At 40.8% G+C, this 23,299-nt stretch carries 23 protein-coding genes and 2 pseudogenes; 8 read left to right on the forward strand and 17 right to left on the reverse strand.

Annotation, left to right across the window (positions count from 1 at the left end):
* Positions 1–108 precede the first annotated feature (108 nt).
* From AAIH57_RS05700 to AAIH57_RS05730, 7 genes and pseudogenes are all read right to left on the reverse strand, one after another.
* The gene (locus tag AAIH57_RS05700; protein WP_430020885.1) at positions 109–615 is read right to left on the reverse strand and encodes a hypothetical protein; all 507 of its coding nucleotides are present in this window, start codon (positions 613–615) and stop codon (positions 109–111) included.
* Between the two features lie 61 nt (positions 616–676).
* Positions 677–1,789 (reverse strand): hypothetical protein, encoded by a 1,113-nt coding sequence (locus tag AAIH57_RS05705; protein WP_430020886.1) that lies wholly within the window; start codon positions 1,787–1,789, stop codon positions 677–679.
* 642 nt (positions 1,790–2,431) lie between these two features.
* Positions 2,432–2,583: pseudogene (locus AAIH57_RS05710) on the reverse strand (quinone oxidoreductase); the annotation flags it as partial.
* 122 nt (positions 2,584–2,705) lie between these two features.
* Entirely contained in the window at positions 2,706–3,689 is a 984-nt protein-coding gene (locus tag AAIH57_RS05715) for a glycoside hydrolase family 43 protein (RefSeq protein WP_430020887.1), read from the reverse strand.
* Positions 3,690–3,717: 28 nt separating this feature from the next.
* Positions 3,718–4,536 carry a carbohydrate ABC transporter permease gene (locus AAIH57_RS05720; RefSeq protein WP_376768997.1) on the reverse strand — a complete coding sequence of 273 codons (819 nt, stop codon included), beginning with the start codon at positions 4,534–4,536 and terminating at the stop codon, positions 3,718–3,720.
* A 31-nt stretch (positions 4,537–4,567) separates the two neighbouring features.
* On the reverse strand, positions 4,568–5,464 hold the full coding sequence (locus AAIH57_RS05725) for a carbohydrate ABC transporter permease (protein WP_430020888.1): 897 nt from the start codon (positions 5,462–5,464) through the stop codon (positions 4,568–4,570).
* Between the two features lie 84 nt (positions 5,465–5,548).
* Entirely contained in the window at positions 5,549–6,886 is a 1,338-nt protein-coding gene (locus AAIH57_RS05730) for an ABC transporter substrate-binding protein (protein ID WP_430020889.1), read from the reverse strand.
* Positions 6,887–7,148: 262 nt separating this feature from the next.
* On the opposite strand from AAIH57_RS05730, the gene AAIH57_RS05735 reads away from it, so the two are divergent.
* Together AAIH57_RS05735 and AAIH57_RS05740 are read left to right on the forward strand one after the other, a co-directional pair.
* Positions 7,149–8,213, forward strand: a complete 1,065-nt coding sequence (locus AAIH57_RS05735) for a GntR family transcriptional regulator (protein WP_430020890.1) — start codon at positions 7,149–7,151, stop codon at positions 8,211–8,213.
* 921 nt (positions 8,214–9,134) lie between these two features.
* Positions 9,135–9,413 carry a hypothetical protein gene (locus AAIH57_RS05740; RefSeq protein WP_430020891.1) on the forward strand — a complete coding sequence of 93 codons (279 nt, stop codon included), beginning with the start codon at positions 9,135–9,137 and terminating at the stop codon, positions 9,411–9,413.
* Between the two features lie 264 nt (positions 9,414–9,677).
* Here AAIH57_RS05740 and AAIH57_RS05745 read toward each other — a convergent pair whose 3' ends face one another.
* The 6 genes from AAIH57_RS05745 to AAIH57_RS05770 all read right to left on the reverse strand — a co-directional run bounded on the left by AAIH57_RS05745 (position 9,678) and on the right by AAIH57_RS05770 (position 15,629).
* Entirely contained in the window at positions 9,678–10,016 is a 339-nt protein-coding gene (locus AAIH57_RS05745) for a DoxX family protein (RefSeq protein ID WP_175398591.1), read from the reverse strand.
* A gap of 727 nt (positions 10,017–10,743) precedes the next feature.
* Positions 10,744–11,760 (reverse strand): zinc-dependent alcohol dehydrogenase family protein, encoded by a 1,017-nt coding sequence (locus AAIH57_RS05750; RefSeq protein WP_175398592.1) that lies wholly within the window; start codon positions 11,758–11,760, stop codon positions 10,744–10,746.
* A 211-nt stretch (positions 11,761–11,971) separates the two neighbouring features.
* Complete coding sequence (locus AAIH57_RS05755) at positions 11,972–12,271, reverse strand: ArsR/SmtB family transcription factor (protein ID WP_175398593.1); 300 nt, start codon at positions 12,269–12,271, stop codon at positions 11,972–11,974.
* Between the two features lie 170 nt (positions 12,272–12,441).
* On the reverse strand, positions 12,442–13,401 hold the full coding sequence (locus AAIH57_RS05760; protein WP_175398594.1) for an NAD(P)H-dependent flavin oxidoreductase: 960 nt from the start codon (positions 13,399–13,401) through the stop codon (positions 12,442–12,444).
* A 39-nt stretch (positions 13,402–13,440) separates the two neighbouring features.
* Positions 13,441–14,568: an NtaA/DmoA family FMN-dependent monooxygenase gene (locus AAIH57_RS05765; RefSeq protein WP_430020892.1), complete on the reverse strand. Its 1,128-nt coding sequence runs from the start codon at positions 14,566–14,568 to the stop codon at positions 13,441–13,443.
* Positions 14,569–14,606: 38 nt separating this feature from the next.
* A complete protein-coding gene (locus AAIH57_RS05770) occupies positions 14,607–15,629 on the reverse strand; it encodes an LLM class flavin-dependent oxidoreductase (RefSeq protein ID WP_430020893.1) in 1,023 nt (340 codons plus the stop codon).
* 283 nt (positions 15,630–15,912) lie between these two features.
* Between AAIH57_RS05770 and AAIH57_RS05775 the strand changes: the two are divergent.
* Positions 15,913–16,185, forward strand: a pseudogene (locus AAIH57_RS05775) (winged helix-turn-helix transcriptional regulator).
* Positions 16,186–16,310: 125 nt separating this feature from the next.
* On the opposite strand, the gene AAIH57_RS05780 reads toward AAIH57_RS05775, so the two are convergent.
* Together AAIH57_RS05780 and AAIH57_RS05785 are read right to left on the reverse strand one after the other, a co-directional pair.
* The gene (locus AAIH57_RS05780; protein ID WP_430020894.1) at positions 16,311–16,520 is read right to left on the reverse strand and encodes a hypothetical protein; all 210 of its coding nucleotides are present in this window, start codon (positions 16,518–16,520) and stop codon (positions 16,311–16,313) included.
* Between the two features lie 170 nt (positions 16,521–16,690).
* Positions 16,691–17,236 (reverse strand): helix-turn-helix domain-containing protein, encoded by a 546-nt coding sequence (locus AAIH57_RS05785; RefSeq protein ID WP_430020895.1) that lies wholly within the window; start codon positions 17,234–17,236, stop codon positions 16,691–16,693.
* 257 nt (positions 17,237–17,493) lie between these two features.
* On the opposite strand from AAIH57_RS05785, the gene AAIH57_RS05790 reads away from it, so the two are divergent.
* From AAIH57_RS05790 to AAIH57_RS05805, 4 genes are all read left to right on the forward strand, one after another.
* On the forward strand, positions 17,494–18,387 hold the full coding sequence (locus AAIH57_RS05790; protein WP_430020896.1) for an MBL fold metallo-hydrolase: 894 nt from the start codon (positions 17,494–17,496) through the stop codon (positions 18,385–18,387).
* A 26-nt stretch (positions 18,388–18,413) separates the two neighbouring features.
* On the forward strand, positions 18,414–19,442 hold the full coding sequence (locus AAIH57_RS05795; RefSeq protein ID WP_430020897.1) for an alpha/beta hydrolase: 1,029 nt from the start codon (positions 18,414–18,416) through the stop codon (positions 19,440–19,442).
* A complete protein-coding gene (locus AAIH57_RS05800; RefSeq protein WP_430020898.1) occupies positions 19,442–19,669 on the forward strand; it encodes a Rid family hydrolase in 228 nt (75 codons plus the stop codon). The genes AAIH57_RS05795 and AAIH57_RS05800 overlap by 1 nt, the downstream gene beginning before the upstream one ends.
* Positions 19,670–19,871: 202 nt before the next feature.
* Positions 19,872–20,141: an EamA family transporter gene (locus tag AAIH57_RS05805; protein ID WP_430021339.1), complete on the forward strand. Its 270-nt coding sequence runs from the start codon at positions 19,872–19,874 to the stop codon at positions 20,139–20,141.
* 375 nt (positions 20,142–20,516) lie between these two features.
* Here the strand turns inward: AAIH57_RS05805 and AAIH57_RS05810 are convergent, their stop codons facing one another.
* On the reverse strand, positions 20,517–20,873 hold the full coding sequence (locus tag AAIH57_RS05810) for a tyrosine-type recombinase/integrase (RefSeq protein WP_246311087.1): 357 nt from the start codon (positions 20,871–20,873) through the stop codon (positions 20,517–20,519).
* Between the two features lie 524 nt (positions 20,874–21,397).
* Positions 21,398–21,982, reverse strand: coding sequence for a TetR/AcrR family transcriptional regulator (locus AAIH57_RS05815; protein ID WP_430020899.1), 585 nt, complete (start codon positions 21,980–21,982; stop codon positions 21,398–21,400).
* Positions 21,983–22,166: 184 nt separating this feature from the next.
* Here AAIH57_RS05815 and AAIH57_RS05820 point away from each other — a divergent pair, with 184 nt between their 5' ends.
* The gene (locus AAIH57_RS05820; protein WP_430020900.1) at positions 22,167–23,030 is read left to right on the forward strand and encodes an SDR family oxidoreductase; all 864 of its coding nucleotides are present in this window, start codon (positions 22,167–22,169) and stop codon (positions 23,028–23,030) included.
* The last annotated feature ends 269 nt before the right edge of the window (positions 23,031–23,299 follow it).

The following is a 23,299-nucleotide window of genomic DNA, read 5'->3' on the forward strand; positions in this document are numbered from 1 at the left end:
CCTTTTACTCCTACTGGTTATAGGTTGTAAGTAACTTGCCTAAGTGCATTATTTGAAAAACACCCAGAACCTTAGATGCTATTTAGTAAATATTATAAGCGATTAACTTTATTTAATAAGCGAAACTAGCGTATTTATTTCATTATCTATCGCCAAAATATTTCCCCAGATCTTCTCATTAAATATTCCATCTTCATTGATTAATTGACTCTGCTGTAATGAAAGGTCTTTATAGAGAATAGATAATTTTTTTAAAAGATCCATTTGTTGCACAGTAGGGTTATTTTTTTTGATTTTCACGTAAATATAGTCACTTGTATTGGAGCCATTTAGCAGATGTTGATACTTTTTATCAAGAGCAACATGCAAGGCATCGGATTCATAACCGTAAAGTGTCAGCAATGAACGTACAAATTCAGTTTCAAGTTTATTATTTTCCACCGCGTAGGTCAACGTATCACTTATTCGCAATTGAGTTTGCCATATTACTCCGTTCAATAAATATAAAGTATGTGGGTTATCGTTTTGTTTATCCTGTGATTTTTCTTCGTACACGTATGCTAAGCCACAGATAATGATCAAAATGCTTATGATATATATGATCTTTCTTTTCAAGTGAACACCCCGTTAAAATTTTGGTTAAATATAATGAAATGCCTCCAATAAGTGATAGTAACTAAAATTCATGACTATAATATGTCTCTATTTTTGGCGTTACAAAGAAAGCTAGTGACTTTCCAATATTACATAGGTATACTGCCTTAGCTTTAATAAACATTTTATTCGTCCCATCCGTTTGCTCCTCAAAGTAGAAGTATGCCGCAGTACCTCCATCTAAGTCTGCGGAAGAGGTCACTCCTGCAGTTTTACTTGGAAGATCGGCTTTCTTAGCAATAGCGCCGTTCCCTGTTGTACTCCTTATTTTGCGTTCAGCATACGCTTTCCAACTACTCATGACATTCGAATCTATTGTCGTTGTAGTTACCCCTAATGTAGCGTTTTGATAAGCAGCCCAAGTGGTAGCCAGAAGGTTATAGGCTTTTTTCAAGTAGCCCTTTAAGATTGGAATTTGTATAGCTTTAACTGGTGTGCTATCAAGGGGATAACTTAGATCTTTTCGATAATTGATTAGTAATGATGGGTTACCTGCACCGACAACGAACATGTCTAAGTACGCCGTCATCACTTCTGTTCCATACATATTATCCTCTGTGGCTTTAAGATACTCTTCTACAGCAGGTGTGTTACTCCACAGTCTTGTTTCGATCATAGAAGAACCATTTCCAGCTTGGAGTCTCTCTCTAGTATAAATATTGACGCCAAGAGTAGCATATTTTGCTGCCGGAAAACTACTTGGTGTCCCTGTAGCTGTTCCAGTTTTACCTATCGCCTGAGTCATAAATGATGTTTTATAGTTGAACGTACTCGCCGAGTCTATTTTAAGAGTTTCGGCATTAGCCACTCCTGCCCAAAAATTGCTGTTGAATTTCGATGGTGTAGATGAAGCTACCTTTTGTTCATCAGCATTTTCCATATCTGAAATAATTTGATCTTTCAATTCCAAATAACTTGAGGGTACCTCTCCAAAAGCCAAGATGCCAACCCCGTTGTCACTTTGTAATGTTCCATAGGTCTCCGTAACATAAACTTCCTCGGTCTGAGGATCAATGAACAGAGTATGCACCGTATCAATATCTATGTTTTTTTCATTTTTAGCCTCTGCAATAACAGGACCAAAATAGACAGTTTGATTATTTACGGTATATTTCGTAAGCTCTCCATCCATCAAAAACTTAAATTTTTCAATCGATTTAACTTTAATCTTACCTTCCCCAGCAATATGTACTGAAGTTTCATCTATTTCATCAATAGAAAATTTTAACTTTGCAGATCCGTCTGTTTTATCCGAATTTTTGAAATCATCATTAAGAAAATGTTCATTACCTTCTTTTAGGGCATTACTCCATAAAAATGAGTCTGTTTCTTTTGGGTTTAATGCAAGCTCAATATTATACTTGTCATTCCCTTTTGCTAAAGCAGCAAATCAAAATAAGTATTCTTTTAGGCATATCTTTAGCACTCTCCAATATGTAAATTTAGCTTATTAAACTTATCACATATAAGTGTATGTTTTAATGTCCAATTAATGGTAATTTAATCTGGGTATGAAGCAATCATTACTCATAGACATTTCTGGGTTTTGTGTAAATACTACAATTGTCCACTAGGAACGTAAACAAACGCTTATGAAGACTACATTTCCTATTTCAAGAGTGTTTAACCTTTCATCGTGTCAAAAAACCTGATTCCCTCCATCATTCTTAACTGCCGTCGCCTTCTACATAGAGAAGGTTAAACCAATGCCCCTCCCACCGAAGAGCTTTGCAATTTGGACAAGCAACTGTCCAACGCCCCCTGCTGCCGCATGAATATAGTTTCCTTTACTTCTATAAATATCTGCAAAATTCAGTCCAATTGCTTTCATCCTACTAATATTTCGTCAGGCCCGATAACCGGATCCGAAATTTCAAGATATTCTAGCACTTCCGGTCCCCCGAATTTATTAAATACGAGTGCTTTCAAATTTATCTGTAGTGCGAAATCGAAGGCACCCAGTAGGGTGCCTTCGTTGTTCTTACTGTCTCTCTTTGGCAAGTTGGATAAACGAACTCAAATCCATCAACCAACCTTGTTGGGACACTCGTTCACTGTACAGAACGTGCAAGTGCTGCAACAGAGCCGCAGAAATCGGGTCTGCCGTCTGCCGTCCACAAAAGCTCCGTCACAAATGTATGGCGATTCGGATCGTACAGCGGATCTCCTATAATATTCTTGTATGTTCTTGCGTGAAACACAAATAGCGTCTTTTCGTCGTCCTCTGACACCGTGAAGGAATTATGACCGGGACCATACATCGAGATGCTCTCATCTGTCGAGAAAACCGCTGCTTGCGACTTGCGCCATGAAGCGGCATCGAGCAAATCAGCATCCGCATCGGCTTCAAGCAGGCCCATGCAATAATTGAAATCTGTGGCGCTAGCCGAGTAAGAGAGGAATACCCGATTACCCTTGCGGAGAAATGCCGCGCCTTCGTTCACTTTATAACCAATGATCTCCCAGTCATATTCCGGCATCGAAATCATCGTTTGCGGCCCAGTCAGCGTCCACGGATTACTCATTTTAGATATATACAGATTAGAGTTGCCTTCGATATGCGGATCCTTTTGTGCCCATACGTAATAACGGCTGCCATTATGCTCAAAGGTAGTGGCATCGAGGGCGAAGCTTTCCCACGCGGTACGAACCTGTCCTCTTTCCGTCCAACTGCCTTCGAGCGGATTGGCATGTTCATTCTCCAGAACGTACATCCGATGGTCGAACAAGCCTTCAATCGTTTCCGTCGTGCGTGCGGCAGCGAAATACACGTACCATTTGTCATCAATAAAATGAAGTTCAGGCGCCCAAATATTGGCACTAAGGATACCAGTCTCGCGTTTTCTCCAGATCACCACTGGAGTTGATGTAACAAGCCCCTCAAGGTTCTGGGCTCTACGGATTTCAATCCGATCATACTCGGGAACGGATGCTACGAAGTAATAATAACCGTCCAAATGTCGGTAAATAAAAGGATCAGCTCTCTGCTCAATCAATGGTTGAATGTCGTGTAACGCTCTTTTTTGGCCTTCCATTTTATCACCTGTTTCATCATAATATATACTACCCTTTAACAGCACCTGCAGTCATACCGTCTATGAAATATTTCTGGAAAGCAATAAACAATATGAAAATTGGAATGATGGAGAAGAAGGAACCCACGATCAATAGGTCATAGTTATTGCCATAAGGAGTTAACAACGTTTTCAAACCGATTGGAAGTGTAAATTTACTCTGATCTCCGAGCACCATGAATGGCCACAACAGATTATTCCAGCTATTCATACCATTGAGAATGGCCATTGCCGCAAAGGATGGCTTCATAATCGGCATAATTAGTCTGAAATAAATTGCATACTCGTTTGCGCCATCAACCCGTCCAGATTGAATAATCTCTTTGGGTATGCTTCTTAGATATTGCCTGAAGAAAAATATTGTCGCGGCATTGGCTATACCCGGCAGAATGATTGCCGAATAGCTATTCACCATTTTCAAATCATTAATTAGGCTGTATAAAGGAACCAGCAGTATTTCGAAAGGCACCATCATAATGAGCAAAACACATATAAAGAGGAAGTTCTTCCCTTTAAAATCATATGCTGCAAAACCATATGCAACAAATGCGCTTACAAAAAGTGTTAAAATCACTTGAACGATAGTTAAAGTCATACTGTTCCAAAACCATACAAAGTAATCATGTTCTCCAGTAAACAGGTAGATGAAATTGTCAAAACTCATGATATTAAAATCCAAACTTAGGTTAAGACCATATCTAACTAATGATTCACCTGGTTTAAAGGAAGATAGGGCCACTGCATAGAATGGAATCATAATGATAACGAATAGTATAATGAATAAACAAATAATTACTATTCTCGAAATGAAGTCACTCCTCGTCTGACTTTTGCCCACTTTAATCCTCCTCCTTTTTGAACATTCCACTAAATTTCAACTGCGTTAAATTGATAACCATAGCAATGACTAACAGAACGATACCAACTGCAGCTGCGTAACCCAGCTTATTCTTCTCAATCCCTTGTCTATACAGATATCCAACAATGGTTAAGCCAATATTTTTGGGTGAATTGTTACCGTTAAACATCATCAGGCTCTCGGTAAACATTGCTAAACCTGCATAAACACTAATTGTCGTAACATACACCGTGGTCGGCTTCAATAATGGCATTGTGATCGTTCTAAACTTCTGCCAAGCAGATGCCCCGTCAATTGAAGCAGCCTCATAATATTCATTATCAATGCTTTTCAAACCGGATAGATAGTAAAGCATATTAACACCTGTCCATCTCCAACATGCGAGGATTAGCAGTGCTGCCATACTCCAGTCTCCGTCTTTCAAGAATTTAATAGGCTCTACACCAAATAGACCCAGGAGACTGTTCATTAATGAACCTTCCATTTCACCGAATGTAAGGCGGAAGATGGTACCCGCAACTGCGACAGATGTCAATGCAGGGAGAAAGAACGAAGATTTAAAAAACTCTCTTCCCATCATTAACTTACTGTTGATCATAACGGCGAATAACATGGGAAAAGGAATTAATAGCACTAAGGTTCCTAACATGTACACAACGCTATTTTTAATCGACGTCAAAAACACTTTATCTGTAAATAATTTCGAATAATTCGCTTCACCAATCCATTTAGGATCCTGTCCCAACATCCTATCTTGAAAGCTCATTACGAATGAATTTACAAGCGGGAAAAACCAGAATATCAAAAATATAAGTATAAATGGCAATACAAAAACATAAGGCGCAACTTTTTGAGAGTATACAAATTTCTTGATCATATTCTCAATCTCCCTTGACTATGGTTAAACCTGCCGACTACTATACCTGCCGACAGGTTTAATCAAATCATTTACTTATTATATTTATTTCAATTCTTGTTCAATTGCTTCTTGTGCTTCATCCAGCGCTTCCTTCACGTCTTGGCCATCTTCAAAGATAGCATTCAAGGTAACCGTATTGAATATATTGCCGATGGTCGGTGAAGCTTTAACGGACTTGATCGCTCTAATTTCGTCCTTGATTTCATTCAAAGTATCAAATGCATTTGTTTTAAAGTATTGGACGTATTCATTATCAGGGTTTTTCGTTACTGCATCATCTTTCCATACTTCCATGTTGATTGGGTCAAATCCAAGTGTATTCCAGATTTCAGTAGTAGCTTCTTTCGAAAGCTTAGCAAAGGCTACAAATTCTTTGGCCAACTGAACGTCTTTACCATTCTTAGTAACAACTGTGCCAGTACCGCCTAAGCCAACGGAACGAGGATTACCTTCTTCAAATACAGGCAATGGAGCAATTGCATACTTCCCTTTGAGGTCCTTCATTTCGTTTACAAAGCGGGACATGTACCACTCAGGCATCAATGCGCTTGCGTAGTTGCCTTTGTTGTATTCACCTTTTGCTTCTTCTGTGTCGGGTTGTCCGCCAGGGATCGTATGAATAACATTGTTCTTCTGCAGATCGACTAACATTTCATACGCTTTAATCATTTCAGGCGAGTTAACTTTTGGATTACCATTTTCATCTGTAAAATCAGCGTTTTGCTGAGCTAGCAGAAGCGATGCTTGCCACGTAGCTGATGTATCAGCAGTACCTAAGTACTTGCCAGTCTTTTCATAAACCTGGATACCTGCTTGTTTGTAATCTTCCCAAGTTTTGATTGTCTTGTAGTCAACACCTGCTTGTTCGAGAATTTCAGTGTTGTAGAAAGCAAGCGTAGCACCTACGTGATAATCAAAGCCATAAACCTGTTCGGCTTTGGAGTAAATCTCGACACGTGAAGGAACAACAACGTCTTTGTATGGTGCAAATACATCATTCAAAGATTCCAGTGGAACGTTGTCACCTTCCAAGAATTTAGGGAATTGACCAAGCTCGATATCCGCGATATCAGGAGCACCTTTTCCGCTTGTAACTGCCAATAAGAGCTTGTTGTGCATATCATCGTAAGGCATAACCGTTACATTCAACTTAATCTGTTTGTCTGGGTTCTGTTGATTCCATAAACCCAGCATTTTATCCAAATGCTTGCCGTGCAAATCTACGAATGTCCAAAATGACAATTCTGTTGCATTCTCACCGGCATCAGCGCCTAATTGCTGTGTTTCCGTTTTTGAATCAGAAGGATTACCACATGCTGTAAAAACAAGTGACATAATAAGGACTGTAACGATGGAGATTAAAGTTCTGCGTTTTTTCATTTGTTCGTCATCCTCTCTTTTTTTGTTATGCATTTGAAAAGTCGGCTGACTAGTTAGTTCAGTTAAATTAAGCGGTTCAATCTACCTTGGCACCACCATCCTTAACATAAAATCTAACCGTTCAAAGAAAAGACCCCTTCGCAACAAATTCTCAGATTCCATATTGTAAGCGCTTTACATGCCGTATTATAATATAGATGAAATATGCTTTATATAACCAATTGATTATAAAATCATAAAGTTTATGGGGAGATGCAACTTTTTGAAAAAGCTGGCGCTCTACAAACAAATTCGAGAAGATATTCTTCAGAAAATTAAATCAGGGCAGCTTCGGCCAACGGATCGCATTCCTTCTGAGCAAGAACTAATGGACGAATTCAGAGTAAGTAAAATAACCGTCAGGAACGCCCTAACCCTACTAGCTGACGAAGGATTAATTATACGCGTACAAGGCAAAGGCTCATTCGTCTCTTCTAGTCTTGTTGTTTCTAGCATCAATTTTCCGCTATCTCCATGCAGCGCGTCCTCCATACCGCTCATCGGCTTCATCATTCCGACGATGAGGACCCGTGTCATCCAGAAGCTCGTTGACTACACGGAACAATTCCTGCAAGAAGCCGGCCTCAGCATGATACTAAGCATCACGCGCGAGTCCTCCTCTATTGAATCAAACGTCATTCGTACACTAACGGAACTCGGTGTAAAGGGGCTGATCGTTTTTCCGACAGAAGATGAGAAGTACAACGAATCATTACTGCGTCTGTCGCTCGATAAATTCCCGTGCGTGTTCATCGACCGCTATCTGCGCAACATTGAGACGTACACCATTACATCCGACAATTACGGCGGTGCGTACAATGCGGTCTCCCATTTGCTATCCAAGAGTCATCAGCAGATTGCGCTCATCTCACCTGAAAATGCCAATACAGCCGTCGAGGATCGCACGCTCGGCTTCGAGCAGGCGTACACAGATCAAGGCATCTCGATTGACAAGAGCTTGTGGTGTCACATTCCTCTCGACATTCTACGTGGCGAGCAAGCATTGGACTATGTAAGCGACTTCTTGCAGGACCACAGTGGAATTTCGGCTGCCTTCTCCTTGACTGAAGAAACCGCACGCCTTACATCGGCCGCTATCAGTCGTCTGAACGATCACTCAAATATCGATTTGCTATCTTTCGATAATCCACATCTTTCAGGCGTAGCTTATGTGCAGCAGGATGAACAGGAAATGGCACGAACAGCCGTAAAGCTGTTACGTGAACAAATGGAAGATATTTATTCTCCTAAGAACGTCGTCATTCCCGTGCAACTCATCTTCCCTTGACACGACAAACGTTGCAGCCAGGTGATAGATGAACTGGGCATATTGATTGGTTTTACCGGCGATGTTGTTCATGATTGTCTGCCCAGTTATTTTAAGACTCACTACCAATTTGGTCATGCCCCTTACAATGCGCATCTCCTACGCGAATGCTAAGGAATCTCAGAGCATAACGGTCATGAATGGTCCAAACGAATGGCGGAGCTGTTGCGGGAAGGATGGCCGTTCGCTCTAGTTTCTCGCCACAACAACACGCCAATCTGTTGTCTAAGGTTATTACGGGTCTTTACATTCGAGGCGAGTATAAGTGAGAATAATCAAAACACAACAAGATTGGACATACTTCACCGTGCAAAAGCACTTCCGACGGCAATCCTCATTCAGATCGATGACAACTTTCGAACACTGAAGGAACTCAATGACCCTTTCTTCCAACAGCGCTGGGAAACGTCATAGACCAAGATTAGCGAAAAAGCGAAAGTGCCGTCAAAAGCACGTTCGTTGCCAGCCTCGGGGAGTCTCCTCCATTCACGAAGCCCTCTTCCCTCCGTGGGATGTGACGAGGATGCTCCACTCAAAAAGTGATAGCCCTATGTACCTTTTCAGCGTTACCATGGCCTGAAACCTGCACGCATACAAATCCATTCCCCGCAAGGAACCCCGCAAAAAAACTTGCGCTTATTTATGATATGGTTCACCGTAATGCATCTAAGCAAAAAGTACAGTTTGACCACAAAATATACATTAGTATATAGACAAAAACCACTCCCGATTTTTAAGGAGTGGTTTCTTTGCGTAGAACTTCTCTATTGCTGCACTAACGTTTCCCGTTAGCTTAACGATGCTAATGTTTATATTTTTCTATTTAATTGCCCCTACATATTAAGTGTAACATCAGGTAATAACTAAAATGAGGTGTTAGACATGAGTAAAATGTTCTTAATAGTTCTATTTACATTAAATATAATGGGGACGTTTTTAGTAAATCGCACAAGCGATTATGAGATCAAGACCAATTACAATATGGATCACAAATGGATCAAACTCCCAACAAAAACCGGATCCTTGAACGTGCAATTAATTACAAAGAATGAAATAGAAAAAGTTAGCTTTTGGCTTGTCCCAATGGGAACTTCTACTTGGAAATTTAAAGCCTTATTAGGTATTGATGATAATGGTACAGATGGATGGAGATTAGAGTAGCAATTCTCAAATACAACAATTTACGATCATATTGTAATTGAAATTTCTAGAATAAATGGCGAGACTGACTCATACATTCTAAACGTCTCAAATCAGTAAAAGTCTCGACTCTAAAAGTTCAAGTGGTAATCATTCAAATACCCAAACTATCAGCTTCAATCTCGAGGCTCATCAGATGCCGAATAGCTAGGCCGCCCGATCGTCTATCAGCATCGGTGACTAAAGATATGCCCCATAATTATACACTCCTAATAAATTTTCTCCCTAAATTAAATTCTGCCAAACTACAATCCCCCCCAATAGGAGCAGCATAATTGGTAATACCATATTTTTGAAACGATCTTTCATTTTTATATGCGTAAAAATAGCGCCAAGCATTGTCGCAACAACTAGAGCTCCAGCAACTGCAGCTAGTCCATCACTAAATATTCCAATGATTAATAGGAGTGCTGTTATAACTTGCACTACGCCTGTGAAAATACGAAACCATTGTGGATACCCATAGGTTTTAAAGCCTTCAACGTGCTGATATGAAGAAAACTTCGGTATTCCTGCAACAAGAAACATAAGAGCCAAAAGTATTTGAATAATGATTAATATCATGTCAGTCTCTCCCATCAATTTTTTTAAAGCAGTCGATTTCTATCATCGTATTCCTAACTCCATTTTTCCTGCCAACATGTACAAGAATGAATTATGATATCAAGGAATAAGATGAGTATTTTCAGCACTTCACTCAGTGAAATTTCTGACTTTGTAATTGGAACAAACTATCCATCGGACCTTTTACTCCAGCGATATCTCCAGAATACACGCTTAATGTTCCCCTCCTGTAATTACATGTAATTAAATACATTTCCAATTGAATACTTTCCCGATTGCTGGATATCAGCTTAAGGAAGAAGTTGAGCAAGTTTTTCACTATGTACCCTAAATAATTTATGAGCTTTTTCATTTATTAAGTTGTTTTCCTTAAAATTTACCTGTTCCATTTTATTCTCCTGATTTTTTAGATAATTCATTTTATCTTATATCACTAATAAATTTTGTTCAACTAACCTGCCCGTTAGCTTAATGAAATACTGCAAAATACCGATTATATATACGTCTAATCAGTAATAAGAGCATGTTCTTGTCCATTTCGGCAATCGGTCAAGTTCTTGTCCAAGGCCAAGGACAAGAACTTGTACCGATAAAATAAAAAAGCCGCTAAAATAGCGACTTCAATGAGACCATGTTCTTGTCCCGCGACAAAAGGCAGCCGTCACAAAGACCTGCTGCCTTCTTATTATTTATATTTAACTAACGTTTCCCGTTAGTTTAAATACGACTATTCGGAAATACGGATTACAATTTTACCAAATGCACCACGTTGAAGATGTTTGTATGCTTCAATTGCTTGTTCGAATGGATAAACAGTATCAATTACAGGTTTAATATTTAATTGATTAAATGCCCGCTGCATATCATCGAAAGCTTTTTTGTGCCCTACGTTGATTCCATGGATTTTCACTTGTTTTGCAAGCAATGAAAACAAGTTAACCTCTGCCATCATACCACCTAGGAATCCAATAATATAAATGTTCCCTTGTAATGCTGCTGCTTCAATCGAACGATTAATACTTTCACCACCAACAACCTCAAGAATATGATCTACCCCTTTTCCGTTGGTGAGCTTAAGTACCTCCTTTTCCCAATCTGGAGTTTTAGCATAATTGATAACTTCATCTGCACCTAATGACTTAACTTGTGTTAATTTCTCATCACTACTCGAAGTTACAATAACTCTTGCCCCTAGAGCCGATGCGATTTGAACAGCATAAACAGATACACCACCAGTTCCCAGTACAAGAACCGTTTCACCAGCTTTGATATTTCCATATTCAACTAAAGAAAACCATACGGTTAGTGCGGCAATTGGAAGAGTTGAAGCTTCTTCATCTGTCAAATTGTTAGGCGTAAATACTGCAGTATCTTCGTCAAGTAACATATACTCTGCAAGTCCGCCGTCATTCGGTCCACCGACCGCATACAAAGAGTCGTCAGGACTAGGTTTTCCTTGAATCCATTTCGTGAACATATGGGATGTGACACGATCGCCCACTTTAAATTTTGTCACTTCTGAACCGACACTTACAACTTCACCAGAAGCATCAGAAACAGGTACAAACGTTTTGTTATTCATTAGGTCTGGAATGTATACTCCATCAACAATTGCTTTGTCGCGGAAATTTAGGGAAACAGCATTTACCTTCATTAAAATTTGTCTTGGGCCTGGCTTCGGAGTTTCAATATCAACCAGTTTAATGTTCTCCAAACCAAGTCCTTGTTTTAGCCATGCTTTCATTTTAATAATCTCCTTCTTTCATTTAAGTTTTTAAATTTAATATTTACAACCTACACGGTAAGAACAAGCGTAGAATCACCTCCTTAAAATGTATAAACATATTGCAATATGTCAATATGAAAATCAAAAAAAATTTATATATTGCAAATTATCAATTTGTTCACCTTAAGAAAAACTGAATTCTATTTCCCGAATTCAGCTTCCAACATGTTCATTTTTGAAGGAACTGACCAATTTGATTAATGGCCTCCTCATTCCTTCTATAATATGTCCACTTCCCTAAACGTGTAGCATGAACTAATCCTGCTCTTTGCAACATTGAAAGATACTGCGAGGCAGTCGATTGATTCATGTTCAATTTTTCTGTGATTTGACTTACACATACCCCAACCTCTATAAGATCAATCCCTTCTTGGGGCGAAAAATGGGTCTTTGGATCTTTTAGCCATTCTAAAATTTGAATACGTGCTTCATTGGAAAGTGCTTTAAAAATGTCAATTGGATTGGTCATGTCAATTAGTATATATTAAAGATTTGCAATATGTCAATCCAACAAATGAAAATGAAGCTTTACTTATGTCCAGTTAGACAGCAATGAGATTTCATGGACAATTATTAAGCTATCAATGCCCGTTAGTTGAATACGTAAAAGGTAATTCCACTTTATAAGTTCCAAATATTTTAATTAAAATCTTGCATTAAAGTATCGACCACTTCTTTTACTGTTCTGATTTCTTTAATCGGAGTAATTCCAGTACCAATAGAAATATAGCCATCGTCTGTATTTCCTTCTAACATTCCGATACGCATTCCAATTGATCCACGCATCAATTGTGCTGTTTCTTCACGGCTGGCACCTTGTTTATCCATTTCGACTAGTTTATTCGCCAATTTAGTAGGTAAAGAACGATAGTATGCTGGTAAAGTACGGAACAATAGTAAATCTTCTGCTGTAGCATCTACAATCATGTGTTTCACCTTTTCTGCTGCTGGATTTTCTTTTGTTGGAATAAAGACACTGCCAGCAAACACACCTTCAGCACCTAAAGCGAATGCGGCACGCACTCCTCTAACGTCTCCAATACCACCAGCTGCCATTACAGGAATATCTATAGCATCTACAATCATTGGAACAATCGAAAATGTTCCAATAACTCGTTCTGGAACCGTACCACCTTCATCAAATCCAGTCGCTACATAAACATCTACTCCGAATTTTTCTGCAGCTTTTGCATTTTCAATAGTAGGAGTAAGGGGTCTATAAACAATTTTAATATTGTTTTCTTTTAATGGTTTAAAGATTCTTTCATCCAGTGTATCATTCACCAGAACAACAGGAACTTTCTCGTCAATAACTGTTTCTATAAGTGGCCATGTGTAAGCTAAATCACGATTCACGATCACTGGAATTCCAAATGGATTATTCGTTAAAGATTTTGTTTTTTGTATTTCAGTTCTCATTCTTTCCGCACTTATTTCGGGTGAGCGAGTTATATCAACCTGACCGGCATTTGGACCTAGAAATCCTAATCCACCCGCATTGCTTACTGCTGCAACAAATTCGGCATTCGTAACCCATGACATCGGGCCCTGTATAATTGGCTTTTTAATATTTAATATTTCAGAAACTCTGTTAGTCATTTTATCTGTTCTCCTCTTGTTAAACGAGTTTTTCTATTGTTACTTCGTGTATTTATTTTCTGGGTAAGGTAGACCTAAATTCCCCCGAAGTGTGTCGTCCTCATATTCCTTACGGAATATGCCTCTATCTTGTAAGATAGGAACAACCAATTCGATAAAGTCCTTAAATCCCGCTGGATGATCTTGTCTAATCAGCAAGATATCCATAACCCCTTCTCGATACCAGTGTTCGATTTGTTCGGCAACATGCTCCGCAGATCCCATTAATCCAGGTTTCGGCATTCGATAACCTTGAGGCATCCATGATTCGATTTCTCTTAACTTTTCCAATGCATCTTTTTCTGTTTCACCAACGATGGGATTGTGAGAAGGCATCATCAAAAGGTCATGTGGTGAACGCCCTTGATTTTGCACTTTACGTTTAAGTTCCTCAGTGAATGCCTTAAGATATTCCAAATCATGTCCAGGTGCCATGATGACTTCAGCATGCTGCGCGGCAACATCCATGAATGCTGGGGAAGTACCCGCTTGAAAGACGACCGGTCTGCCTTGCCTCGATCGACTGATATTTAAGGGCCCCTCCACGGAAAAGTAATTCCCGGTATAATGTAGCGGATGCATTTTACGCGGGTCATAAAATAACCCACGTTCCTTATCACGTATAAAGGCATCGTCTTCATACGAGTCCCAAAGGCCTTCAACAATCTCCAAGAACTCTTTTTTCATGGGGTAAAGATCTGCTTTCTTTAAATGGGAACGACTGTAATTGGCTAATCCTCCGGGATTGGAGGTAATTGCATTCCACCCTGCTCTGCCCTTGCTAATCTTGTCGAGGGAAGCAATTTGCCTAGCGACGGTAAAGGGATCAGCATATGAAGTCGCTATCGTTGCGGCCAAGCCAATGGAGTGTGTTACCATGCTTAGTGCAGACAAAATAGATACGCCCTCAAACATGCTTAGATAGTGTGGAATCATGCCCGGTCCAATATGACTTACGTCTGCCAAAAAGATGAGATCGAACTTTCCCTGTTCAAGTTGTTTGGCTTTCTGTACGTAATACTCAATATTTTCACTGGCATCTGCTGGAATATCGGGGTGTCTCCAACCCGTGTAATTCCAACCCACGCCATCAATAATTCCTCCTAATTTTAGCTTTCTTTCTTCCATGGTTGAATGATCTCCTTTTCACGAGTTCACTTATTTCCTTAAGATAAACCTAATTCCTTAGCCAACAATTCATGCCCTTTCTTACGACTCTCTTGATTAGGATAGAAGTCTGCAATCATGATTTCATCCACTAAACTTGCTTTTGCAATTTGCCTAAGTTGCTCCGCAACCTGTCCAACACTTCCAATCACAAAGCGGTCCTTATTACGTTCCCTAGCCAGCTCTTCATGAGGCGTGTAAATGTGATTTTTAGCTTCTTCCGGTGTAGGGAAAGTAAGGTTTATCGTCCCTGTGCTCATCTGTGCCCACATTAATTCCGCCGGTCCTGCGATATATTTAGCCTCTTCTTTCGTCTCAGCTGTAATAACGATCGTCGCTAACATACTTTGGGGCTCAGATAAATAGGACGAAGGTTTAAAATTCGAACGGTAAGCTCTCAACATAGGAATAGCCCGTTGCGGTGCCAAATGAGCTGCGAATACAAACCCTAATCCTTTTTCCAAGGCGAAATGTAACCCACCCTCGCTAGATCCCAGCATAAACATATCTGGAACCATTGAACGATCTCCGGGAGGATGGATGTGACTAAACGGGTGGTTTTCTTTAAAGTCACGGGCAAAGAAGGAAAGTAGGTTATCTAATTGCTCAGGAAAATCATTAACCTCCATTAATGCCTGGGATCTTAATAATGCCCACATGGTTCTGCCATCCGTACCTGATGCTCGGCCAATTCCGAGGTCAACACGCCCTGGATACAATCCTTCGAGAAGCGTAAAGTTCTCCATCACTTTCAAGGGACTGTGATTGGGCAACATAACCCCTCCGGAACCTACTCGAATAGTTTTTGTGTGAGCTGCTGCATGCATGCTCAGCAAGTCTGGTGAAGTACTCATCAAGGTTGTTGTGTTATGGTGTTCTGTAAACCAATACCTGTTGTACCCCCAATGTTCAGCTAGTTGAACCATTTCCGTCACATTCTGAAGACTTTCCGCAGCCTCGGTTCCGTTATAGATATGAACAAAATCCAAAATCGAAAGCCTTAGTTCGTTTGCTGTATTCACATCAGTCACTCCTTTCTATGTTATATTTATTATTTAGCTTGCTAACTATAGGGTTGAAAAATATAATGATTACTTAGGCTACTAACTATAAAACCAAAACAAGTTTTTATTCTTTTATATTTTAGTAAATAAATCATTTTGTTTAGGTTGTTGTGCCAATCATAAGTGTATTCAATTCTTTTGCAAAGAGGGCAATTCAAATGAACATAGTACATCTTTTTGTACCTATAGATTAGGAGTGATATGGATGAGGGCTTGCAATGAAGAATTTGAACAAGAGTTCATGGATGAAAAAAGTGATATGTACGCGATAGCCTGAAACACGTCGTTATTCGGATATCAAAAAATTCCTTAGAGGTCTATCTCAAGGCTCTCTTACCAAGCAGCTGAAGGAATTAGAGAATGATGGCGTTATTCAACGTGATGTTTATCCAGGGTTCCTCCACGAGTCGAGTATTCATTAACAGACAAGGGAATGAAATTACTTCCGATCCTTGAAAAGATGGAGTATTTCGGTAAAGAATACGGTGTGAAACCTAAAGTCGATGAAGCCTAGAATAAGAATAGATCGTCTCAAATGATTCTCTTCAAATGGGCCTGCTCTCTTTTACAAAAATCCAGCCTCAGCGTTTAAAAAAGACCTTCCACTCCTACTTAGACATCCGTCTAAGGTTCACTCTTTTATTTCATTTTCCTTTTGCAGAAGACTCTTGACCAAAAGAAAATTGCATTTCCTATCATCAAAATAGTAAACTCCCAGCCCGTTTTACCTTTCGAGATTAAATTGATTGCTGACCAAAGCAAAAACGCTAAAGTAAAAAATATGTAAGTGTTTTTAGCAGATTTATCATTTTGAAATTGTTCCATTTCATCAGCTCTTTGCAATTTCATTTTGAATCCTCCTCGCAAGTAAATAATTGGTCAACTGTAATATCTAGTTGCACCGATAATTTGAATGCTAAGGTCAAAGTGGGTTGCGAAAAGAAGAAACAAATCATTATTAATACTATTTATTTCAAATCATAAGCTCATTTTATATGAAGGTATAATTCGGTTTGGACTTAAAAAGTTGGAGGCGTCGACACGGCAATCACCAAGGTCTCACCTTTATATACATTTTTATAGCTATGCGGTGTCTTGGCATCGAAATATATACTATCTCCCTCTTCTAACGTATATCTATCATTCCCAAGCATAAACTCCAGGCAACCAGAATGGACATACAGAAACTCCTCTCCTTCGCTGTGTCCTACGCCAACATCACCAGAAGTCGCACCTTCTTCAAGCACCCCCCAGATTGGTCCCATCTTATTTTTACTTCCCTCGCTAAGGGAATACCATGTAATACGTGAGCCTTCAGAATGTACCAACGGTTTACGTTCGTCTTTTCTCACAACGATGCTTTGTTCTTTCTCTCCAAATAGATCAGTAAAATTCACGTTCAACGCATTGGCAACCCTTTTTAGGACACTTATCGACGGATTCGCTTTGTTCCGTTCAATTTCGCTGAGAAAAGATACTGAGATAGATCCTGCTTTTGCCACTTCTTTAAGAGTTAATTTCTGCTTTTTGCGGGTATTTCTAATGACCTCGCCTATAGAATTCATCTTTCATGACTCCTTCACATTTGATTTTTTTCGCTCTCAGCGAAATTTATATTTTGATAATAATTAAAATATCTAGCAATAGCAAGCTTTCTTACGGTCGTTCAATTTCGGTGTAAAAACGTTGAATAAAGGACATTATTGGATTAAGATTTTAACAAGGCTGATGTGCAAATACGTTCCCGGGACATGTACACATAATTCTTTTTAAATATAGAATTTCATTTCCAGCGAAATTTTGAAGGAGGGCGATGAGCTATATGACTAAGCTACCTAAGATTTACAACGTAGGCGATACTACTATTACCCGAGTCACCGAAATGGTAATCAGTGGTGTTCCACCAGAAGTTTATTTCCCAGGTACGTGGGACCCCTCTTTATTAGAAGAGAATCAACACTCCTTCCCTGAGGGCTTGCTTGACGAAAATTCGCAACTCATCGTGAGTATTGGCACCTGGGTCGTGAAGACACCCCATCATACGATTCTTATTGATACAGCTACAGGTAACGATAAAAACCTGCCACTAAATCCGGATCTTGCCAATCTGCAGCTACCTTATCTCGAGCGACTTCAAGAGGCAGGGGTTACTCCAGAAGAAGTCGATTACGTATTACTAACTCATTTGCATGTGGATCACGTCGGTTGGAATACGAGGCTAGTTGACGGCAAATGGGTACCTACATTTCCCAATGCCAAGTACGTATTCCCTATTAAAGAACAAGAGTATTATTCCAGCGAAGCGAGCCATAACAAAGAAAATGAAGCAAATTTCAATGTTTATGAAGAGAGTGTACTTCCTATCGTTGAGGCAGGTTTGACGGAAACTATCGGTCCAGAAGGCGGAAAGTTTCTAGATATATTTACATTCATTCCGACTCCAGGTCACAGTATCGGACAAATGTCTATTCGTCTTTCATCGGGTGGTGAAGAAGCTTTGTTCGGCGCCGATATCATGCATCACCCATTCCAAGTTATACGACCGGATTGGAATTCTATGTACTGTGAATTTGGCGATCAGGCCCGAATTTCACGCCGCTGGGCTTTGGAATATGTTGCCGATCGTCCAATTATCTATTTCAGTACGCACTTCCCAGAGAGTTCAGCGGGATACGTCACCCGAAGCGAAGACGGCTTCAACTGGCGCTTTATCTAATACATTGAAGAGAGGCGAAAAATATAATGTTTAACAATACATTCAACAAATCTATCTCCATCGTATCTGAGAACTTTAACATAGCTAGCGATACGCCTGGTATTGAGCTATCGCTCCTTAATAAACGTCCTGCATCTATGACTGTTTTCTCTAATGAGAAAACGATCGTCATGGTCCACGGTGCTACTTATCCAATTGGCAGCCTATACGATGTGGAGCTAGACGGTTTCACCTTCCTTGATTACCTCGCAAGTCACGGTTATGACGTCTATGCAGTAGATGTTCGTGGCTATGGTGGATCCACAAGACCGCCAGAAATGGAGCAACCTGCTGATCAGAATCCTCCGCTCGTCCGTACAGAAACCGGGGTTCGTGACTTTGGCTCGGCCGTAGACTTCGTCCTAAAGCATCGAAATCTATCGAAGGTCAATGTACTTGGGATGTCTTGGGGCGGTACGGTGGCTGGGGCATATACAAGCTGTAATAATAACAAAGTGAACAAGTTAACCCTTATTGCTCCTCAGTGGCTGAGCAACAAACCAATCCCTATTGATACAGGCGGCCCGCTTGGCTCTTATCGCCTTGTGCCCGCAGGTACTACTAAAGAACGCTGGTTAAGTGCTGCTCCTGAAGGAAAACGTGATAGCTTGCTCCCTGAGGGTTGGTTTGAAAAATGGGTTGAAGCAACGCTGGCCTCCGATCCTCATAACAAGACCGTACACCCTGAGCATATTCGCGCTACCAACGGACCGATTCTAGACATACGTGAATATTGGACGGTTGGCAAAGCCTTCTATGAACCTAAAGATATCACCGTACCTGTACTCCTCATTCATGCGGAGTGGGATATCGATGTACCATTAGATTTGGCACAAAACTTCTTTACTTCCTTAACTGGAGCTGCTTATCGCCGTTGGGTGGAAATCGGGGAAGGTACTCATATGGTACTGCTCGAAAAAAATAGAGTTCAAGCGTTCCAAGCTGTTCAATCATTTCTAGACGAGAATTACACACCAGCGGGGAAGGCATCATTGCACAAACCCAACAGATCCTGATGAACCTTCAGAATGTGTTATCTGAAACTGGTTTCACCCTAGAAGACGTTGTAAAAACCTCCGTTTTTATGACGAATCTAGATCACTTCGGGCAAATGAATGACGGTTATTGTCACTATTTTGGTAATCATCATCCCGCAAGAACTACCGTACAGGTAGCTAAGCTACCACGTAGCGCTGAAATCGAGATCGAACTGGTTGCCATCAAACGACAGCTTAACCAATAAGGCTATTGGATTAGTCAAATTTTGAAAGAAGGCGCATCGGCTTGCGAACTTACCTGCTTCTCTTACTTTGTGCGACTCTTTATGGAAGCAATTTCATATTCGGCTCACTCTTGCTGCAGGAGTTTCCTGCAATGCTTCTTTCCGCATACCGACTTGCCGTCTCCTCCGTGTTCCTAATTGGCATCTCATCTTGACCAGACGTATGATTCGATTGACTTCACAGGATATCATCTACTTAATTCCGCTCGCTCTTATTGGGATGTTACTACATCAGGTATCTTTCTTTACTGGAATGCAGACGATAGATGCAACGACAGCTTCGCTTATTTTATCGCTCTCTCCTGTATTCACCGCTTTGCTAGCGCGACTCTTCTTAAAAGAATCATTCACTCTGCGTATGGTGGTAGGATCTCTGGTTGCGCTTATCGGTGTCTTTTTTGTAGTCAGCCAAGGTAGAGGTACTGTGAATTAATACATTAGGCACTATAGAACATTTGGCCATTTTTGGAGTAGATATGACAAGGTGGAGATAAAAAAAATACGAGCATAGACGGCCATAGTTCGGTATTTTCACCGAACTATGGCCAGCCGTTTCAATAAGTGTTTAAATGCTTAGTTTAAGCACCCAATTCCAAACGTATCATTATACGTCAACCTTCAACTCGATTCTTCGCCTTACCACTGCTAGTGATACGGATCACCGTAATGAATCAAAACATAAAGTATCTTTTGATCACAAGATATACATATCAATATAAACAAAACCCCACTTCATTGCCGAGTGGGATTTTGAATAGAACTTCTCTTTTGTGGAACTATCGTTCCGCTAAATAAAGGGAGAGTAGTATTAGATCTTTAAATGAACCACATCTTCTTCCATCAAAAACTTAGGTACCCGCTTCTCCATTTTTGGCTCACGAAGTTTAATATAAGGATTGCTAGATAGATAGGTTTCTTCACATGCAAAGCGAAATAAGGAACGTACAAAACGGATACGGTGCCCTAGGCTGCTTGGTTTTAAACGTTCTGATTGCTTTGCTAAGTATTCCTTTAGAAGATATAAAGTTACTCCCGAAATATCTACATTCCCTAGTTCCGAAACCAACATCTTGAGTTGTAAAGCATACGAACGCAATGTATTTGGGCTAAACCCTTGAATTCGTTTATCTGCTTCATATTGATTCCAAAGTTCACTTAAAATCATAATAAAACCTCCTATAAGAGCAAATAATTCTAGTTTGCTTCAAATAAAAGGTTTTAGACTGGGGCTATTAACTAAAGTTTCCCGTTAGTTTAGCGTCGACTTATGTGAAATCTTCGCCGAAGTCCGTAAACAGAACCTACCAACAGGAATATGCCAATTATAAAAAACGATGGCCAAGAGTCATATGCAAACATTCGAACAAACTCCCATGTGTTCAAAGGACCTGAATTGGGGCCATCACTATATGGATAAAAAGAAAAAAGCGGAATTGCAGTAATTAAAATAAGAATCGCTCCAACCACAAGTAAGGATAATAATATAATATTTCTCATCAATGGTATCACCCCTATTTCAATCTTATCACAGCGCCTCATTAAACATAACTGCCCGTTAGTTGAATAAAGCAGCCGATCACATTGATCAGCTGCTTTATTTGTAACATTGAGTTATCGTTCGTTTCTACGTTAGTTCTATCATAAAACACGGATAAGTTAAGGATTACCGGAGTAATGGGTGTATCAGAGTTAATTTACTGGCTCCAACACCGTTATGGCTACGGCCAGCAAGTCCCGCGTCATTGCCTCCACCGTACGCTGCTCAGGGTTGCGGCTCCACTGTACAGCCGATCCAAATATCCCCCAACTAATCACTTTCGCTATCGGCTCGATCATCCCCTCTGCAATAGAAGCCTGCTCCCGCACCTTCTCATGGAGCCATCGGAGCAGCAGTCGTTCAACCTCTTTCTGGATCGCAACCTCGAATATCGGCTCGAATTGGACGTCACCTGGCGTCATATACTGGCGTAGACGAGCCAGAAATTCGAAAGTGACCTGAATCAGCGTTCGCAAATCGTCCGTTCCCGTAAGGTTGTAATCCGTCAAGCGCAACTCCACGATTCTGCGAAACTTGTCACTCATCCAGCATTCCAGGAACTCGTACTTGTCTTGGAAATGAGCATAGAAGGTAGAACGATTAACCGTTGCATGTGATGTAATGTCTTGTATCGAAATAGAGTAGATATTTTTCCTCTGTTCGAGCAGGCCCATAAAGGATTGAAGCATCAGCTCACGCGTCCGCTTCACTCGGGGATCGTCCAAGTTGACTGGCATATTTGATGTTGCTCCTTCCCGCGTTCCAAACCGACAAATCGGCATTCATGTCGTTTAAGGAACATAATCGGCTAAATGCTGGTTGTTCGGATACCACAATCCTATTACCATTTATACAGTATAACAAATCTAATATTGATGGTTAACCAACACTATCTATAAAAGGAAAAGAAAGGTGATTGAGATGATTATCGTAACAGGAGCAAGCGGACAACTTGGACGGATGACGGTAGAGAAATTACTAGAACGCATGCCAGCTGAACAGATCGGCGTCAGCGTGCGCGATCCACAGAAAGTACTGGAATTGCAAGGAAGGGGCGTACGCGTACGCCAAGGTGACTTCAACGATTTCGACAGTCTGGCTTACGCCTTCGAAGGCGCGACACAAGTGTTGATCGTCTCCGCTGACGGCTTCGGTGAAGCTATCGTTCAAAGTCATCTTACGGCGATCGAAGCTGCCAAAAAAGCTGGCGCAAACCGAATTGTCTATACGAGCCACATGGGCTCGTCTCCTTCGTCACATTTCGCCCCGATGAAGGATCACGCCGCTACCGAAGATGCACTCCAAGCCTCAGGCGTCCCATTTGTATCACTGCGCAACGGCTTTTACATGGCATCAGCGCTAATGTTTCTCGGGGACGCTATCTCGACAGGCGTGCTTGCCGCTCCAGAGGACGGTCCAGTCTCTTGGACTACACACACTGACCTTGCCGAAGCTGCTGCAATCGCCTTGAGCGAGCAACGCTTTGAAGGCTTGACACCCGGCCTGACCGCGACCGAGGCCATTGACCTCACCGGTGTCGCAGCCATTGCTTCGGAATTGTCTGGCCGCCCCATCCAGCGCGTGTTCGTTTCCGACGACCAATATTGCGACACACTTGTGTCGCATGGTGTCCCTGAAGCACAGGCTAACATGCTGCTTGGCATCTTCCGCGCCAGTCGGGAAGGCGAATTCGCTCACATTGATCCGACGCTCACCAACCTGCTCCATCGCTCGCCGCTTTCCGTGCATGACATCCTGAAGGCGTCGATTGCCGCTAAGATGTAAGCCAGGCAGACTTTGTTCGCTAACATCTACCTATCTAGATAATTCTATCGCAATAACAATGAGGCTATCCGATCCAGGATGGCCTTATTGTTATTCTAGTCCTGTTAAAAAGAAATCGTTCAACTCTTGCACAAAATTTGCGTCATTTATGATACGGTTAACCTCGGATTATCTTAGACTATCCTGCCCATTAATTTAATGAGTTACCGAGGAAAAGAACCGTCTAGTTATATGCCTAATCGGTACAAGTCTTGTCCTTGGCTCGGGAA

Origin of the sequence: Paenibacillus sp. MABNR03 (assembly GCF_050455445.1) — a bacterium.
Lineage (GTDB): Bacteria > Bacillota > Bacilli > Paenibacillales > Paenibacillaceae > Paenibacillus > Paenibacillus xylanilyticus.